Raw genomic sequence first — 17,714 nt, 5'->3', positions numbered from 1 at the left:
TCTTGAACGCACGTCGGCGTTCGCGCGAACCACTACCGTCGTGGCGGTGGCACACTCCCGCATGCAGATCACGGGCGTCACGCAGTACGACCTGAGTCACGCGCTCGAGGGCTCGTTCGAGCCGAACTGGATACCCGGCTACCCCCAGAGCACGCACGAGGTCGGGTTGTTCGAACTCGACACGGACACCGAGCACACGGGGTACGCGGCGAGTCCGTCGTTCGCGGGCGGCCTCACGTACGACGGGCCGCTCTCGCTCTTCTTGACGGGGATGGACCCGCACGACGTGGACGCGGTCCGGCGGAAGCTCGCGAGCGTCGACCTCATCGGGCCGCGACCGTGGCACCTCCTCATGGCGCTCTGGGACCTCGTCGGGAAGGCCGCGGACAAGCCCGTCTACGAGATCCTCGGTGGTTCGAGCGACCCGATTCCGGCGTACGCGAGCGCCGGCGAGGTCGGTGACGTCGACGACCGCCTGGCGTGGACGCAGGCGCGCGTCGACGAGGGCTTCGAGGCGGTGAAGCTCCGGGTCGCGAGCCCCGAGGACGTCCGCATCGTCGAGGCGGTCCGCGAGTCGTTCCCGGACCTCGAGATCATGGTGGACGCGAACAAGGGCTGGGCGGTCCGGGTCATGCGCGAGGAGGAACGCTGGAGCCCGAAGACGGCGCTCTCGGTCGCGCGCGACCTCGAACCGCTGGACGTTCGCTGGCTCGAGGAGCCGCTCCCCAGGCACGACCACGAGTCCTACGCCGACCTCCGCGAGCGCACGAGCGTCCCCATCGCGGGCGGCGAGTTCCTCGACGATGTCGGGGAGTGCTACGACCTCCTCGACGCCGGTGGCGTGGACGTCATCCAGCCGGACGCGGCCATCGTCTCCGGGCTCCGCGGTGGCGTCGGCGTCGCCGCAGCAGCACGCGAGCGCGGCGTCGAGTTCGTCCCGCACACGTGGACGAACGGCCTCGGGTTCGCGGCGAACCTCCACGTCATGGCCGCCGTCGACGCGCCGTACTGCGAGTTCCCGATGGAGCCGCCGTGGACGCCCGACGCCAGGGACTTCCTCCTCGAGGAGACGTTCACGCTCGACGACGACGGCTGCGTCGCGCCCCCGGACGGGCCCGGCCTCGGCGTGACGGTGCGCGAGGAGGTGCTCGACGGATGACTGTCGACGATTCCACGCACGACCTCTCCGACGACGTCCTCGAGCGCCACGAGCGCATCGCCGACGAGGTGCTGTCCCGCGACAGCTACGACCTCCTGATAGACGGCGAGTGGGTGGCGAGCGAGAGCGGCGAGCGAGCGGTCGCGCGCGACGCGACGACGGGCGGCGCCCTGGCCGAGTACTGGGCCGGAAACCGAGAAGACGTCGACCGTGCGGTCGCGGCGGCCAAGAACTCGTTCGAGGGGAAGTGGGGCGAGCAGTCGCCCGTGCAGCGCGGCGAGTACCTCGAGGAACTCGCGGACCGCGTCGCCGACGAGAAGACGCGGCTCGCGCGCCTCGATTCGCTGGAGGTCGGCAAGCCGAACAAGCACTCGCTGTTCGTGGACACGACCGTCGTCGAGGACCAGCTGCGGTACTTCGCGGCGCTCGCGCGCACCGCCGACGAGGGGCGGCGGCCGCCGTCGAGTTCCGACAAGCACGTCTACACGCGCGAGGAGCCCTACGGCGTCGTCGGCGCGGTCGGCGCGTGGAACTTCCCGGCGATGTTCGTCGCGTGGAAGCTCGGCCCCGCGCTCGCCGCGGGGAACACCGTCGTCTACAAGCCCTCCTCGCGGGCCGTGCTGTCGACGCTCGCGCTCGCCGAACTCGCGAACGACGTCCTGCCGCCGGGCGTCGTGAACGTCGTCACCGGGTCGGGGAGCGAGGTCGGTGACGCGCTCACGGGCCACGAGGACGTCCGGAAGGTCTCCTTGACGGGTGGGGCGACCGCGGGGCGGAAGGCGATGGAGAACGCCGCGGCGGACGCGACGCCGGTATCGCTGGAACTCGGCGGGAAGTCCCCCAACATCGTGTTCTCGGATGCGGACCTCGACCAGGCCGTCGAGGGCGCGGTCGTCGCCATCCTCTTCAACCAGGGCCAGCAGTGCACCGCCGGTTCGCGGCTGTTCCTCCACGAAGACATTCGTGAAGAGTTCCTCGAGCGCCTCGCCGACCGCGTCGCGGAGATCTCGGTCGGGGACCCGCTGTCGCCGATGACGGACGTCGGGCCGATGGTCGACCCCGAGCACGCGGCGGCGGTCCGCGAGTACGTCGACGCGGCGCGCGAGCATGGCGCGACCGCGGCCATCGAGGCGGCGGTACCCGACGACCTCGCTGCTGCGCCGTTCGTCCCGCCGGTCGTCTTCGAGGGCGTCGACGACGACGACCGCGTGGCGCGCGAGGAGGTGTTCGGCCCGGTGTTGTCGGTGTTCGAGTTCGTGGAGACCGAGGCGGTCGTCGAGCGCGCGAACGACACGACGTTCGGGCTGGCGGCGGGCGTCTGGACGAGCGACCTGGAGCGCGCGCACGAGGTCGCGGCGGACCTCGACGCTGGAACGGTCTGGGTGAACACGTACAACGACCTGTTCGACCCCGCGCCCCACGGCGGGTTCAAGGCCTCCGGTATCGGTCGCGAGCTCTCGAAGGAGGCGATGGACGCGTACCGGCAGGCGAAGACGGTGAAGATCAGTCTCGGTGGCATCCCGAACCTCGGCTGAATCGACCGCTCGGGCTCGCGCCCGAGCGCCGGCGGCGCGTCGGGACGCACGCGGTGGGACCAGCCGCAGCACCCGTCTTATTCCACATTATTTTTAATGAAAGATTTATGGTCGGGGGCGTCCTGCCTTCGCGTATGCGAGCAGCCGTCTTCCAGGGGGTCGAGCAGCCCCTCGAGGTCGAGGAGGTCGACGAACCGGACTGTCCCGAGCACGGCGTCGTCGTCGAGACCGAAGCCTGCGGTATCTGTCGGAGCGACTGGCACGCCTGGCGCGGCGACTGGGACTGGATCGGCGTCATGCCCACGCCCGGACTGATATTCGGGCACGAGCCCTGCGGGCGCGTCGTCGAGGTCGGCGACCGCGTCGAGACCGTGAACGAGGGCGACCTCGTCACGAACCCGTTCAACCTCGGCTGTGGGAGCTGTCACCACTGCCGGAGCGGTCGGTCGAACGTCTGCGAGCGCAGCGTCCCGATGGGGTTCATCCCCATCCAGAAGGGCGCGTTCGCCGAGTACTACAGCGTCCGCGAGGCCGACCAGAACGTCGTCGTCCTCCCCGACGACGCCGACCCGACCGCGGTCGCGGGACTCGGGTGTCGGTTCGCGACCGCGTTCCACGGCCTCGTTCACCGCGTCGACGTCACCGCCGGCGACTGGGTCGCCGTCCACGGCTGCGGCGGCGTCGGCCTCTCGGCGGTGCACGTCGCGGACGCGCTCGGCGCGAACGTCATCGCCGTGGACCTCGACGAGACGAAACTCGACCGCGCGCTCGACCTCGGCGCGGACCGAACCGTGGACGTCACCGCGGTCGAGGACGTCCCGCAGGCGGTGAAGAAGCACACCGCGAACTCACGGGGCGTCGACGTCTCCGTGGACGCACTCGGTATCGCGGACACGGTCCAGAACTCCGTGAACAGCCTCGGGAAGACCGGCCAGCACCTCCAGATCGGGATGACGACGAGCGAGGAGGGCGGCGAGGTCAGCCTGCCCGTGGACACGATGGTGACGGACGAACGCGAGTTCTACGGCTCCTACGGGTGCCCGCAGGTCGAGTACGAGGAGATATTCCGGATGATGGACACCGGGAAGCTCGACCCCGGCCGCATCGTCGGTGAGACCGTGAGCCTCGACGACGTGCCCGCGGTCATCGAGAACCTCGGCGACTACGACACCGTCGGCATCCCCGTCTGCACCGAGTTCTAGGGTGACGCCGACTCCGCGGTCTCCTCGCTCGCGTCGGACGCCTTCACGTGGCGGTACTGTGCGACGAGGAGCCCGATCGCGCTCGCGACGGTGACGACGGCGCTCACGAACGCGATGACGCCGTGGACGGGAACCCCGGCGACCGTGCGAACGGGGACGCCGGTCCCGAACACGCCGATGAGTGCGCCGAGGACGATACCGAACATGTAGCGCTGCCTGTGCATCTACACCGCCCTATGACGGGACGGTACAAGAACCCGGTCGTGCGTTTCCGGTCATCGAGAACGAGTTGGCGCCGGCTTGCCCTCGCCCTCGCCGCCGGCGACCTCCGCCCACGCACTTGAAGAGGCGTCGGGGTTCGGGGAAACGACGACGCTCGCGGGCGTCGACGGTCGAGTATGGCGATTGCGCTCCCCGACGAGGCCGACGAGTGGATCCAGGCGTGGCAGGACGAACTGAACGCGAGTGACGCGTACAGCGACGCCGGGAGCGGGTGGGGCGAGGGGTTCGACGGGTCGTTCCTCTTCCACATCCGCCCGGACGGCGAGTACAACGGCGAGGACGTCTACCTCTACGTCGACCTCGAGGACGGCGAGTGCACCGACGCGAAGCAGGTCCCGGAGGAGGACGCCGTCGAGTGGGGGTTCGCGTACCGCGGCGACTACGCGGACTGGAAGGCGCTCGTGCACGGTGACCTCGGCGCCATCGACGGCCTGATGTCCGGGAAGTTCGACCTCGACGGCGACATGCAGAAGGTCCTCCAGTACTCCGAGGCCGCCATCGTGATGACGGAGAACGCGGCGGCGGTCGACACCGAGTTCGCGCACTGACCGCGGCTGCCGGCAGCGCGCAGGTCGCGGCTTCGACGGATTGGTCGCGGGAGGCGAGGGATTATGCCGGTGCCGACGAGAGGGGTGAGCATGAAGGCGGTGGGACTCAGGCTCAGGCCGGACGAGGGGGCGTTCCCGGGCGTCGACCGGGCGCTCGCTCGCGCCGCGGACGTGACTCGCGAGGACCTGTCGAACCTCGAGTGGCTGGACGACGGGACGTACCTCCTCCTCTACCGGTTGCGGGCGGACGGCCGGGAGGCCATCGAGACGGTGCTCGAATCCCACGAGGAGGTCATCGAGTACGACGTCGTCGAGAGTGCGACCGGGACGTTCGCGGCGTTCGTGCACGTCGAGGAGCGGCCGTCGCTGTCGGCGCTCCTGGCGCTCGTCGACGAGCACGCGCTCTTGCTCCAGCAACCGTTCTCGTTCGACCCGGACGGCGTCACCGTCACGGTCGTCGGGTCCGGCGACGCGCTCCAGGGGGCGTTCGCGGACGTCGGCGAGGAACTGCCGGTGGACGTCGAGTGGACGGGCGAGTTCGAACCCGACCGCGACGCCACGCTCGCACGCCTCACGGGCCGGCAGCGCGAGGCGTTGCAGGCCGCGTACGACCTCGGGTTCTACGAGACGCCGCGGGCGGCGAGCTACGAGGAGATCGGTGAGGCGCTGGGGTGTGCGCCGTCGACCGCGAACGAGCTCCTGCGGCGCGCCGAGGCCGCGCTCGTCGCGGGCGTCCTCGACTGACGGCCAGTGCAGCGAGTGGCGTGGTCGACGTGCTCGAGGCGGCAGATGGCGCACTTGACGTGACGCCGCCATCAGGCACAAAGCCGACGTTAGAACCGTATAGGCGTGGTTTGTTGCCGTTTTCCGCTCCGTTACCTGGAAGGACCTGGCCGGCAGTCGTCGGCGGTCGACGACCACGCCGAACCGTCCGGGAAGCGACTCGCCATCGACGAGCGGTCGCTCGGCGACTCTCGGGCGGCGATGTCACGCAACCGACCGAGCGCACGCCCCGGTTCGCGGTCGGTACGCCGCCACGACGCGGTCGCGAACTGGGAATCGCGTCGACGACCGTACGTCGTGATTTCCGGCGCGGAACCAACCGAGAGCCCAGGTTTTCGAACTGGTCTGGCGTTCGGGCGTCGCGGTGCCGGTAACGGGCCGTAATCTCGCCGCTCGCTCGGATTGCGGTCTGCTTGTCATGCTATAACAAAGGGGGATTCCGTGACAACGTTCAGTAGAGATGACTACGGACTCGACGGTCGCAAGCGGCGGACGAGAGTGGCTCGTCGTCGCCGTCACGTTCATCGTCGCCAGCAGCATCGTCGTCGCGGGAATCGGTCCGCTGACAGCCTCGGCTGTCGCGACCACCGACCCCGCGACGGAAGCACGGGAGGTCGGCGGTCCGGCGGCGTCGCCGACCGAACCAGGTGTGTTGTCCGGAGACGTCAACCTCTCCGACGCGAACACCACGTTCCGCGGCGCTGCCGAGAACGACTCGCTCGGCGCCGCGGTCACGGACGTCGGCGACCTCGACGGCGACGGCGTCGACGACGTCGTCGTCGGCGCCCCGCGGAACGACACCGCCGGGCCGAACGCGGGCGCAGTCTACGTGTTCTACGGCCCGGTCGAACCCGGCGAGATGAACGCGTCCACCGCGGACGTGACGCTCAACGGCGCCGCGGCGAACAGTCGCGCCGGGGCCGCGCTGGACGCCGCGGACCTCGACGGCGACAACGTCAGCGAACTCCTCGTCGGCGTCCCCGGTGACGACACCGCGGGAGAGAACGCGGGCGCCGTCTACGTCGTCCGTGACGTCCCGTCGCTCCCGGCGAACGCGTCGCTCGCGGCCGCGAGCTCGGTCCTGTACGGGACCGGGGCGGGCGACCGCGCCGGCACGTCGGTCGCGGGCGTCGGGAACCTCACGGACGGTACGCCGGACAGCGTGCTCGTCGGGGCGCCCGGGAACGATTCCGTCGGCGAGGACGCCGGCGCGGTCGCGCTCTTCGACGACGTCCCGGTCGGGAACGCGTCGCTCGCCGAGGCGGACGCGACGTTCGTCGGCGAGGCGAGCGGGGACCGCGCCGGCGCGTCCGTCGACACCGCCGGCGACTTCGACGGCGACGGCGACCACGACCTCCTCGTCGGCGCTCCCCGGAACGACTCCACCGCGGTCGACGCTGGCGCGGCGTACGTCCTCACCGCGGAGACGTTCGACGCCACGCAGTCGCTCGCGGACGCCCAGGTGAAGTACGTCGGCGCGACGGGCCGGGACCTCGCCGGGTTCGCCGTCTCGTACGCCGGCGACGTGAACAACGACTCGTTCGACGACATCGTCGTCGGCGCCCCGTTCAACGACTCGAACGGCGACCAGGCCGGTGCGGCGTACGTCGTCCCGGGGACGCCGGAGGCCGCCGGGACGGCGAACCTGTCGGCGTTCGGGCTCGACCTCTACGGTGAGTCCGCGGGCGACCGCGCGGGCTGGTCGGTCTCGTCGGCCGGGTCGGGCGACGTGACCTGCGACCCGTACGCGGACGTCCTCGTCGGCGCGCCCGGGAACAACTCGACCGCGCCGAACGCGGGCGCCGCGTACCTCGTCGAGGGCAGCGAGACGCTCGCGGACGCCCGGAACCTGTCGACCGCACTCGCCAAACTCGCCGGCGTGGGCGAGGACGACATGGCTGGACGCGCGGTGTCGGACGTCGGTGACGTCACGGGCGACGGCGCGAACGACGTCGTCGTCGGCGCGCCGTTCAACGACAGCGCGACCGCGAACGACACCGGCGCGGCGTACCTCGTGAACGGCGCGTGCGTCGAGCGAACGCCGGAGCCCGAGCCGGAGCCGTCCGGCGACGTCGTGGACGTGTCCTGCGACGCGGTCACGGTCGACGTCGAGAACGTCTCCGAGGGTCGCGTGACCGTGAAGGTGTTCTTCGAGGACGGGACGTCGACGACCGCGACCGAGGACATCGGGTCCGACGGCGAGTTCGACGGCCGCGTCGCGTTCGACAACCCGGAGGACCGGAACGTGAGTCGCGTGAAGCTGTTCGCCGGTGGCGATACGAGTGGCGAGCGCCTCGACGACACCGGCCCCATCGACGTGACGTGCCGCGAACCGGAACCGGAGCCGGAACCGGCGGGGAGCATCCGTGACGTGACGTGCGAGGACGTGAGCGTCCTCGTCAGTAACGCCGATAGCGAGAAGATAACCGTCGAGGTCGAATTCGAGGACGGGACGAGTACGACCGCGACCGAGGACATCGGGTCCGACGGCGAGTTCGACGGTCGCGTGGCGTACTCGAACCCCGACGACAAGAACGTCTCGCGGGTCGTGCTCTACGACGGCGATAGCACGAGCGCGAGCGTCCTGACCGAGACGGGCCCCATCGACGTCACCTGTAACGTGCCGGAACCGGACCCGATTCCGGCGGGGTCCATCCGCGAGGTGACGTGCGAGGACGTGAGCGTCCTCGTCAGTAACGCCGATAGCGAGAACGTCACGATCGAGGTCGAGTTCGAGGACGGGACGAACACGACTGCGACCGCAGCGACGACCGACGGCGAGTTCGACGGCCGCATCCCCTTCGCGAACCCCGACGACAAGAACGTCACCAACGTCGTGCTCTACGACGGCGACGACACGAGCGCGCCGCTGCTCACGGAGTCGGGGCCGGTCGACGTCACCTGTAGCGAGCCCGAGCCGGCGCCGTTCCCGGCGGGGACCATCGAGGAGGTGACGTGCGAGAACGTGAGCGTGGTGGCGAGCAACGTCCAGGCGGAGAACGTCACCGTCCTCGTGACGTTCGCGGACGGGACGAACACGACGGCGACCGCGGCCGCCCCGGGCGGCGAGTTCGACGGGGAGATCCCGTACTCGAACCCCGACGACAAGAACGTGACGCGCGTCCAACTGTTCGAAGGAACCGACACTGCGGGGGAACAGCTGACCGAGACCGGCCCCATCGACGTCACCTGCAACGTGCCGGAACCGGACCCGATACCCGCGGGGTCCATCCTCGACGTCACGTGCGAGAACGTGAGCGTCCTCGTCAGCAACGCGGATAGCGAGAACGTGACGATAAAGGTGGAGTTCGAGGACGGGACGAACACGACGGCGACCGCAGCGACGACCGACGGCGAGTTCGACGGGGAGATCCCGTACTCGAATCCCGACGACAAGAACGTCACGAACGTCGTGCTGTACGACGGCGACGACACCGACGCGCCGCTGCTCACGGAGTCGGGGCCAGTGGACGTCACGTGCAACGTGCCGGAACCGGACCCGATGCCGGCGGGAAGTATCCGCGACGTCACGTGCGAGAACGTCTCAGTCCTGGTGAGCAACGCGGATAGCGAGAACGTGACGATAAAGGTGGAGTTCGAGGACGGAACGAACACGACGGCGACCGCAGCGACGACCGACGGCGAGTTCGACGGCCGCATCCCCTTCGAGAACCCCGACGACAAGAACGTCACGAACGTCGTGCTGTACGACGGCGACGACACCGACGCGCCGCTGCTCACGGAGTCGGGGCCAGTGGACGTGACGTGTAATGAGCCGGTCCAGGAGCCGCCGGTCGACCCGGAGGACGTCACGCTCACCGCCATCTGCGTCGACGCGGAGGACGACCTGGCGCTGTACCGCGTCACGAACGACAACGACGTGCCGGTGACGGTGCAGTACGACGTGTACGGCACCGACGAAGACGGTGAGCTCACGGTCGACGCGAACGACCGGGAGACGTTCGTGGTGAACACCAGCGACGACGGCTCCGCGACGGTACGGTTGTTCTACGACGGCGACCAGATTGACGTGAAGGCGAGCAACACCGAGCAGGCGTGTGACCTCGGCGAACCGAACGACGAAAAGACGACGACGGAGCCGACCACCACGGAACCGACGACGACGGAGCCGACCACCACGGAACCGACGACGACCGAGCCGACGACGACGGAGCCGACGACGACTGAACCGACGACGACGGAGCCGACGACGACCGAGCCGACGACGACGGAACCGACGACGACCGAGCCGACGACGACGGAGCCGACGACGACGGAACCGACGACGACCACGACGACGGAGCCAACCACGACCACGACGACCACGACGACCACGACGGAGTCCGGGGATGCGGCAATCAGTTTCGTCGCGTTCTGTGTCGAGGGTGGCACGCAGGAGGGGAACGACCCGTGTCCATCGGGACAGAGCCTGTTGGTGAAGTTCGAGGAGGCAGGTGGGGACTTCGCTCCGGAAGGCGGGGACTCGATGGGCGTTACGGTCACCGTGAGTGAGACGAAAGAGGGCGGCGAGCCGATCGCGGTCGAGTGGGAGTCCGAGGAGGAGATCGCGTCGGTGATCGTGAAGGCCGGGACGCCCGAGTGCGAGTTCCCCGGTGGGAACAGTGGCACCGCGGAGTCGTGCGGGCCGCCGCCCATGATCTCGAACGTCGACGCGGGATTCGGGAGCGACACCAGCGCGAGCGGGCTGGCGCTCGCGGTGGTCGCCGGGCTGTCAGCGTTCGGCGTGGTCGCGAGGCGACGCGAGCGGTAGTCGCGTCCGCCAGCCCGGTCTCCTCCGGCGACGGCCTGGCGCGGTCACGTCCGCGCGACGATGACGTAGCCGCTGCCGGCGTCGTACGTGTCGACGACGGTGACGTCGTCGAAGACGTCGCGGGTGGCGGCGAGCGTGTCGACGCCGACCTGATGGTCGACGGTGAATGCGAGTGCGCGCTCGAAGACGGGGTTCAGCCAGCGGGTGCCAGGCGCCCGGAGGCCGCCGCCGTCGAGCGCGACGAACCGGCCGTCGGGCGCGAGCGCGTCGCGGACGTTCTCGAGGACGGCGTGCGGGTCCTGCATCGTGTGGAGGGCGAACGTCGTGAACACGGCGTCGTAGGTGTCGTCGGGGCCGACCGTCTCGGTGGCGTCGCCGCGAGCGACGTGCACGCCGCGCCACCCCGCGTCGCGGACGCGGGCGCGGGCCTTCGCGACCATCCCGGCGCTGTAGTCCACGCCGACCACTGCGCCGCGGTCGTCCGCCGCGGTCGCTGGCTCGCCGTCGGCGTCGACCGCGTCGACGAGCCGCTGGAAGTTCCGGCCGTGCCCGCACCCGAGGTCGCAGACGACCTCGCCGGGGCGAGCGTCGAGCGCGTCGAACGCGTCCTCGAACAGCGGCGCGGCGAGGTCCATCACGGCCGCGTAGACGCGCGGGCGGCGACTCCACCAGTCGTACAGCTTCTGGCCGCGCTGGTCGTCGCCCCCGGTCGTCGCGGGGTCGTCGTCGAGTTCGAGGCCGCTGGCCGCGAGCGCGCGCCGCAGCCGCTCGTCTCGGTCAGTGTTCGCGTCGTCGACCGCGTCGTCGTCGTCGGGCAGCGCTCGTCCCTGCATGCTCGAGTGGACGCACCCAGTGACCGTGTTCGTTTCCGCGAACCCTATCGATGGTTTAAGCACGCTGGGGCTGTTGGCGTGGTGGCATGAAGTCGCTCCACGTGCGCATCCGGCACACCGCGGACACCATCGACCCGATGCATCGGTTCGTCTGCGAGTCGCCAGCGGTGGACCGCGAGGTGCTCGTGGAGGGGAAGACCGACGGGGGCGTGCGGACGCTCCTGTTCTACGTCGACGGCGACCGGGAGGCGTACGAGGCGGTGCTCGCGGACCGCCCGGACGTCCTCGAGTACGACGTGACGCCGGACGGCGAGGACGCGTTCTTCCTGTACGTTCGCGCCCGGAACGACGACAGCGAACGCGACCTCCTCGACGCGTTCGAGCAGGACACGGTCGTCGTCGCCGGGCCCGTCGTCTTCCATCCGGACATGACGATGGAACTTACGGTGGTCGGGCACGCCGCGGACCTGCAGGCGGTCGTCGAGTCCCTCCCGGCGGGGATGGACGTGGACGTGACGCGCGTCGGCGAGTACGCCGGGTGGGACGAACGCGGGTTGACGGACCGGCAGCGCGAGGCGCTCCGGGCGGCGTGGCGCGTCGGGTACTACGAGGTGCCGCGGGACGACGGCGTGGAGGCGGTCGCCGCGGAGATGGATTGCGCGGTGTCGACCGCGTCCACCCTGCTGCGGCGCGCCGAGTCGACGCTCGTCGGGAACGCGCTCGACGCGCCCTGAGTCGACGCGGCCCGACCGCCGACACGACCTGAGCGCGCACTCGCCCTGCTGGCACCCGGAGTTCTATCAGCGTCCCGACCGTCGTCTCGGGTATGCCAGTCCAGTTCGACTTCGGCGAGCAGGTGGCGGTCGTGACCGGTGCGTCGGGCGCGCTCGGGAGTGCGGTCGTGGACGCGTTCCGCGACGCGGGCGCGACGGTCGCGGCGGTCGACGTCAGGGAACCGAGCCACGAGGACGCGCTCCTGGACCCGGATTCGGGGACCGAGTTCTATCAGGCGGACCTCACGGACGAGGACGCGGTCGCCGAGCTCTTCGAGCGCGTCGTGGACGATCACGGTCGCGTCGACGCGCTCTGTAACGTCGCTGGGACGTGGCGTGGCGGCGACGACCTCGCGGACACCGAGGTCGACGAGTTCGAGTTCCTGTTCGACGTGAACCTGCAGTCGATGTTCCTCGCGAGCAAGCACGCCATTCCGCACCTCCGGGAGACCGACGGCGCCATCGTCTCCATCTCCTCGCGGTCGTCGCTCGAAGGCGGCGAAGGCGACGGCCCGTATCGGGCGTCGAAGGCAGGCGTGCGGACGCTCACGGAGACCATCGCGGAGGAGGAACTCGGGAGCGTTCGCGCGAACGCGGTGATGCCGAGCGTGCTGGACACGCCGATGAACCGCGAGATGATGACGCCGAGCGACGACTGGGTGGACCCCGCGGACGTCGCGGACGTCATCTGTTTCCTGTGCTCGGAGGCCGCGTCGGTGACCAGCGGTGCGGCGGTCCCCGTCTACGGCGAAGCCTGAGGCGGCGTCCCGTCCCGGCCAGATTGGGGGTCACGCGAACGGGTCGTCGGGGATGGGTTCGGGGTCGCTCGTGACGATGTCGGCGTCGGGGCGGCGGGTCACGCCGTGGAATTCGAAGCGCGCACCGTCGGTGTCGCTCTCGGTCGTCGTCACCGTCCAGCCGTGTGCGCCGGCGATCCGGTCGACGATGGCGAGTCCGAGACCGGTGCCGCCGTCGCCGGTGACGCCGGTGTCGAAGAGGTCGTCGCCGACGTCCGGGTCGATGCCGTCGCCGTCGTCCGCGACGGCGAACCCGTCGTCGAGCGCGCTGACGGTCACCGTCACGTCGGCGCCGCCGTGCTCGACGCTGTTCCGGAACAGGTTCTCGAACAGCTGGACGATGCGGTCCGGGTCGGCGTCGACGGCCGCGTCGCTTCCTGGGACGTCGAGCGTCGCGTCCTCGGTGTCGACGGTCGTCCACGCGCGCTCGGCGACGTCGGCGAGCGCGACGGGTTCGGGGTTCGTGGACGTCTCGCCTTCGCGCGCCATCAGGAGGACGTCCTCGATGAGGGACTCCATGCGGTCGTGGGCGGCGTGGACCTGCTCGAACGCGTCCGGGTCACCGCTGGATTCGGCGATGTCGGCGTACCCTTTCGCGACGCTCAGTGGGTTCCGGAGGTCGTGACTGACGACGCTCGCGAATCGGTCGAGGCGCTCGGTCTTCCGTTCGAGTTCCTCGCGGTAGGCGTGCTGTTCGGTGACGTCCCGGAGGACGAACACGCGACCGCCGTTCTCGTCACCGAACGGCGTCGTCTCGACGTCGAGCGTGCGGTCGTCGTAACTGACGCGGCCTCGGGTCGGCGCGGTCTCCGGGTCGGCGAACTCGTCGAGCGCCGCCGGGAGGACGGTGCAGGCGTCCGCGCCGAGCGCGTCCGCCGACAGCTCGAGGAGGTCTCGCGCACGGTCGTTCAGGTCGACGATGCGGCCGTCGGCGTCGACCACGAGCACGCCGTCGGCGACCGCCTCCATGACGACGCGGCGAGTGACCGGGGTGACGTTCGAGAGTTCGTACCGGTGGATGGAGACCGTGAGGAGTATCGCTGAGGCGCCGAACCCGAGCGCGAGCAGGCCGTCGACGCCAGCGACGAAGAGGTCGAGGACGTTCGACACCCACGGGACGAGGATGGCGACCGCGACAGTCGCGGACTGGAACCGGTAGGTGTCGTTCGACGCGAACGTCGTCTTGAGGACGAGGGCGGTGCTCGCGAGCGTGAGGAGGTAGGCGTACGCGGTGTGCACCCAGAATCCGTCTCCCCAGACGACGTTCCCGTTCGCGTACGACCCCATCTCGACGCGCTCGTAGATGAGGTCGTGGCCGCCGACGCCGAGGAGCGAGATGCCGGTGCCGTCGTTCGTGATGGCGAAGAACCCGACGAGGAGCGGATGGACGAGGAGGACGAGCGCGGTCGGTCCGGCGAGGCGGTCGTCGTAGCCGGCGTACCGGAGCGCGAACACGAACAGGAAGGCGACGGTGAGCGAGAGGCCGGCGAGGGCGACGCTCGCGAGGACGAGCATCGTCCGGAGGTCCGTGACGAGGCTGCCGGCGGTGATGGCGAGGAGCCAGAAGGTGATGGCGACGAGCACGCCGACCATCGCCGTCGACCCCGTCGCCGACCGGTCGCGCCACGTGAAGACGGCGAGGATGCCGGTCGCGACGGCCGTGCCCGCGTACACGAGCGGAAGGGCTGCGTACACGAACGCCAGGACCGCGTCTATCATTGTCAGATGAACGTCGCCGTCCCGTATGACGGTTGTGGCTGAATATCATGGGTCGTGGTGGGCGACCAGTTGGATAGCGTGACTGTCTTCGCGTTATCGACGTCTGGAACTGAAAGAAACGAACGTCAGGTTTACACGTGGGAGTCGACGACGAACTGGACACGCATGCAAGAACGCGAGACGTGGAGCAGTCGCGTCGGGTTCATCCTCGCCGCGGTCGGGAGCGCAGTCGGCCTCGGGAACATCTGGCAGTTCCCGTTCCAGGCCGCGAACAACGGCGGTGCCGCCTTCCTCGTCGTCTACCTCGCCGCCGTCTTCGTCATCGGGTTCCCCGCACTCCTCGCGGAGTTCGTCGTCGGCCGGAACACCGAGCAGAACCCCGTGGACGCCTTCCGCGAGTACGCCGGCCGGTCGTGGGCGCTCGTCGGCGCCCTCGGCGTCCTCGTCGGCTTCTGGATCCTGTCGTTCTACAGCGTCGTCGGCGGCTGGGTGCTCCGGTACATCGCCGGGAGCGCCACGGGCGCGTACTTCGCGGACCCCTCCGGGTACTTCGGCGCGATCGCCTCCGGCACGGACGCGCTCGCGCTCCACCTCGTCTTCATGCTCGTCGTCGTCGGCATCGTCGCGCTCGGCGTCGAGGACGGCATCGAGATGGGCACGAAGGTGATGGTGCCGAGCATCGTCCTGCTCCTCGTCGGCCTCGGCGCGTGGGCGACGACGCTCGAGGGTGCCGGCGCTGGCTACCAGTTCTACCTGTCGCCGGACGTCGACGCGCTCGTCGCGAACCTCCCGAGCGTCCTCCCGAGCGCCGTCGGACAGGCGTTCTTCACGCTCAGCCTCGGGATGGGTGCGATGGTCACGTACTCGAGCTACCTCGGCGAGGACGACTCGCTCCCCGCCGACGGCGCCACCATCGTCGTCCTGAACACGCTCGTCGGCGTCCTCGCGGGCCTCGTCGTCTTCCCCGTGCTCGCCGCGCAGGGCCTCTCGATGGAGACCGCGGGCATGGGCGCGGTCTTCGAGTCCATGGCTGCCGCGTTCGCGACCCTCCCGGCCGGTCGCGTCCTCGGCCTCGTGTTCTTCCTCGTCCTCCTCCTCGCGGCGCTCTCCTCGGCGATCTCGCTCCTCGAGGTCGTCGTGTCGTACGTCGTCGACAACACGAGCTACGACCGCAAACCCCTCGCCGCCGCGGCCGGCGTCGGCATCTTCGTGCTCGGTATCCCGACCGCGTTCGGCATCAACGCCCTCAGCTGGTACAACGCGGTCGCGTACAACCTCCTCCTCCCCCTCGGCGGCCTCGGTATCGCGATCGCGGTCGGCTGGGTGCGGCCCGGGCGGTCGACGACCGAACTCCGCCGCGGCTCCGGCGCGAGCCAGGCCGCCGCGCTCGCCTGGCTGTGGGCGCTCCGGACGGTCGTCGTGCTCGCGCTCACCGTCACGCTCGTCCTCGGCGTCAAGTCCCTGCTCGTGAAGGCGGCAGTCGTCGAGAGCAGCGTGCTCTCGTCGATGCCGCTCGTCGTCGCGCTCGCCGCCGCCATCGCGGTCGCCCTCGTCGCCGGCGCCCGCACCGTCGCCAGCGCCCCGTCCGACGGCACTCGACTCGCGGGCCCCGGAGACGACTGACGCCTCGAACCACCCCGCTCTCGCCGCACGCTCGGAGCCGGTCTCGTCCCCGACCGACGATTCGTAACTGCTCCTCCTCCTCACGTCCGACCGACGATTCGTAACCGCTCCTCCTCCCCCTCACGACTGACCGACGATTCGTAACCGCTCCTGCACGTCTCGCGCTCGACAGCCACAGAGAACACCGCAAGTGGGTCTTGAAGACCGTGATACTCGTCTTCTGACGAATCGTCGGTTCGTAACGCTCATGGGGCGTGCCCCGGCGATGAGTGACAATGGCACGTGAATCCTGGACGGGCCGCGTCGGGTTCGTCCTCGCAGCCGTCGGGAGCGCGGTCGGCCTCGGGAACATCTGGCGGTTCCCGTGGATGACCGCCGAGAACGGCGGTAGCGCGTTCCTCGTCGTCTACCTCGGTATCGTCCTCGTCGTCGGCGTCCCCGGACTCCTCGCGGAGTTCGTCCTCGGGCGTCGGTCGCGCAAGAGCCCCGTCGGCGCGCTCCGCGACCTCTCCGGCTCGAAGAACTGGGGGCACGTCGGCCTCGTGAGCGTCCTCGCCGGCCTCGTCCTCCTGTCGTTCTACAGCGTCGTCGGCGGGTGGATACTCCGGTATCTCGTCGCGTCGCCGACGGGCGCGTACTTCGACGCCCCCGGCGCGTACTTCGACGCCATCGCGTACGGTCCCGGCGCCGCCGCGTTCCACGTCCTCTTCCTCGCGCTCACCGCGGGCGTCGTCTACGGCGGCGTCCGCGACGGCATCGAGCGCGCAACCACCGTCATGATGCCCGTCGTCCTCCTCGTCCTCGTCGGCATGGCGGCGTGGGTGAGCGGCCTCGACGGCGCCGGCGACGCCTACGCGTTCTACCTCGCGTTCGACCTCGACACCATCCGGGCGAACTTCCTCGACATCGTGCTGTCCGCCGCCGGCCAGGCGCTGTTCACGCTCAGCGTCGGCGCTGGCACCATGATAACGTACGCGAGCTACGTCGGCGAGGACCGGTCGCTCCCCGCCGACGCCACGATGGTCGCCGTCCTCAACACCGCCGTCGGCGTGCTCGCCGGCCTCGTCGTGTTCCCGCTGCTGTTCTCGACGCCCGGCGTCGGCGTCGAGACGAGCGGTCCCGGCGCGCTCTTCGTCGGCGTCGCCACCGCGTTCGCCGCCCTCCCCGCCGGCAGCCTCCTGGCCGCCGGGTTCTTCGCCGTCGTCGCGCTCGCCGCGCTCTCCTCCTCGATCAGCATGCTCGAGATCGTCGTCGCGTACCTCGTCGACGAACGCGACGTCGACCGGCAACGCGCGACGCTCGGCGTCGCCGCGGTCATCCTCGTCACGGGAACCGCGAGCGCGTTCCTGCCCGACCTCTTCGCGCTCCTCGCCGGCCCCGTCGTCGACGTCGTCCTCACGCTCGGGCTGTTCGCGTTCGTCGTCTTCACCGCGTGGGTCGTCGGCGCGGACGCCGTCGCCGAGTTCGCGCGCGGCACCCGCTTCTCGACGGGTCTCGCCGACGGCTGGCGCGTCCTCGTCGGCGTCGTCCTCCCGCCGTTCCTCCTCTTCACGCTCGGCGTCGGCGTCGCTGACGCCGCGAGCGTCGACGTCGGCACGCCCGTCGTCGTCGCCGTCGCACTCGCGGCGAGCGCGCTCGTCGTCGTACTCGCCGCACGCACCCGGACTATTGACGAAATCGCTAGATGAG

13 protein-coding genes are annotated in these 17,714 nt (G+C 70.0%); 10 read left to right on the top strand and 3 right to left on the bottom strand.

The genetic code is table 11. From position 1 onward, the window contains the following. The first annotated feature begins 61 nt into the window (after positions 1-61). The 3 genes from ACZ48X_RS07185 (at position 62) to ACZ48X_RS07175 (ending at position 3,896) form a co-directional block, all read left to right on the top strand. Complete coding sequence (locus ACZ48X_RS07185) at positions 62-1,159, top strand: mandelate racemase/muconate lactonizing enzyme family protein (protein WP_336349797.1); 1,098 nt, start codon at positions 62-64, stop codon at positions 1,157-1,159. Beyond that, a complete protein-coding gene (locus ACZ48X_RS07180; protein WP_336349798.1) occupies positions 1,156-2,694 on the top strand; it encodes an aldehyde dehydrogenase family protein in 1,539 nt (512 codons plus the stop codon). The genes ACZ48X_RS07185 and ACZ48X_RS07180 overlap by 4 nt, the downstream gene beginning before the upstream one ends. A gap of 134 nt (positions 2,695-2,828) precedes the next feature. Beyond that, positions 2,829-3,896 (top strand): zinc-dependent alcohol dehydrogenase family protein, encoded by a 1,068-nt coding sequence (locus ACZ48X_RS07175; RefSeq protein WP_336349799.1) that lies wholly within the window; start codon positions 2,829-2,831, stop codon positions 3,894-3,896. On the opposite strand, the gene ACZ48X_RS07170 is transcribed toward ACZ48X_RS07175, so the two are convergent. Next, positions 3,893-4,120 (bottom strand): hypothetical protein, encoded by a 228-nt coding sequence (locus tag ACZ48X_RS07170; protein WP_336349800.1) that lies wholly within the window; start codon positions 4,118-4,120, stop codon positions 3,893-3,895. The two genes, ACZ48X_RS07175 and ACZ48X_RS07170, sit on opposite strands and share 4 nt — an antisense overlap. Before the next feature lie 174 nt (positions 4,121-4,294). On the opposite strand from ACZ48X_RS07170, the gene ACZ48X_RS07165 reads away from it, so the two are divergent. From ACZ48X_RS07165 to ACZ48X_RS07155, 3 genes are all read left to right on the top strand, one after another. Beyond that, positions 4,295-4,726, top strand: coding sequence for an SCP2 sterol-binding domain-containing protein (locus ACZ48X_RS07165; RefSeq protein WP_336349801.1), 432 nt, complete (start codon positions 4,295-4,297; stop codon positions 4,724-4,726). 90 nt (positions 4,727-4,816) lie between these two features. Beyond that, positions 4,817-5,470 (top strand): helix-turn-helix domain-containing protein, encoded by a 654-nt coding sequence (locus tag ACZ48X_RS07160; RefSeq protein WP_336349802.1) that lies wholly within the window; start codon positions 4,817-4,819, stop codon positions 5,468-5,470. 499 nt (positions 5,471-5,969) lie between these two features. Next, the gene (locus ACZ48X_RS07155; protein WP_336349803.1) at positions 5,970-10,280 is read left to right on the top strand and encodes an integrin alpha; all 4,311 of its coding nucleotides are present in this window, start codon (positions 5,970-5,972) and stop codon (positions 10,278-10,280) included. 44 nt (positions 10,281-10,324) lie between these two features. Here the strand turns inward: ACZ48X_RS07155 and ACZ48X_RS07150 are convergent, their stop codons facing one another. Next, positions 10,325-11,113 carry a class I SAM-dependent methyltransferase gene (locus tag ACZ48X_RS07150; RefSeq protein ID WP_336349804.1) on the bottom strand — a complete coding sequence of 263 codons (789 nt, stop codon included), beginning with the start codon at positions 11,111-11,113 and terminating at the stop codon, positions 10,325-10,327. A gap of 86 nt (positions 11,114-11,199) precedes the next feature. On the opposite strand from ACZ48X_RS07150, the gene ACZ48X_RS07145 reads away from it, so the two are divergent. Further along, positions 11,200-11,847: a helix-turn-helix domain-containing protein gene (locus tag ACZ48X_RS07145; protein ID WP_336349805.1), complete on the top strand. Its 648-nt coding sequence runs from the start codon at positions 11,200-11,202 to the stop codon at positions 11,845-11,847. A 92-nt stretch (positions 11,848-11,939) separates the two neighbouring features. Then, complete coding sequence (locus tag ACZ48X_RS07140; RefSeq protein ID WP_336349806.1) at positions 11,940-12,644, top strand: SDR family oxidoreductase; 705 nt, start codon at positions 11,940-11,942, stop codon at positions 12,642-12,644. A gap of 30 nt (positions 12,645-12,674) precedes the next feature. Here the strand turns inward: ACZ48X_RS07140 and ACZ48X_RS07135 are convergent, their stop codons facing one another. Continuing rightward, positions 12,675-14,402, bottom strand: coding sequence for a histidine kinase N-terminal 7TM domain-containing protein (locus ACZ48X_RS07135; protein ID WP_336349807.1), 1,728 nt, complete (start codon positions 14,400-14,402; stop codon positions 12,675-12,677). A gap of 165 nt (positions 14,403-14,567) precedes the next feature. On the opposite strand from ACZ48X_RS07135, the gene ACZ48X_RS07130 reads away from it, so the two are divergent. Both ACZ48X_RS07130 and ACZ48X_RS07125 read left to right on the top strand, forming a co-directional pair. After that, complete coding sequence (locus tag ACZ48X_RS07130) at positions 14,568-16,025, top strand: sodium-dependent transporter (protein WP_336349808.1); 1,458 nt, start codon at positions 14,568-14,570, stop codon at positions 16,023-16,025. A gap of 275 nt (positions 16,026-16,300) precedes the next feature. Further along, positions 16,301-17,713, top strand: a complete 1,413-nt coding sequence (locus ACZ48X_RS07125; protein WP_336349809.1) for a sodium-dependent transporter — start codon at positions 16,301-16,303, stop codon at positions 17,711-17,713. Position 17,714: the final 1 nt, after the last annotated feature.

The sequence above is a fragment of the Halorubellus litoreus genome (assembly GCF_055378595.1).
The sequence above is the reverse complement of the archived record's forward strand: the minus strand, read 5'-3'. Positions and strand labels throughout refer to the sequence as shown.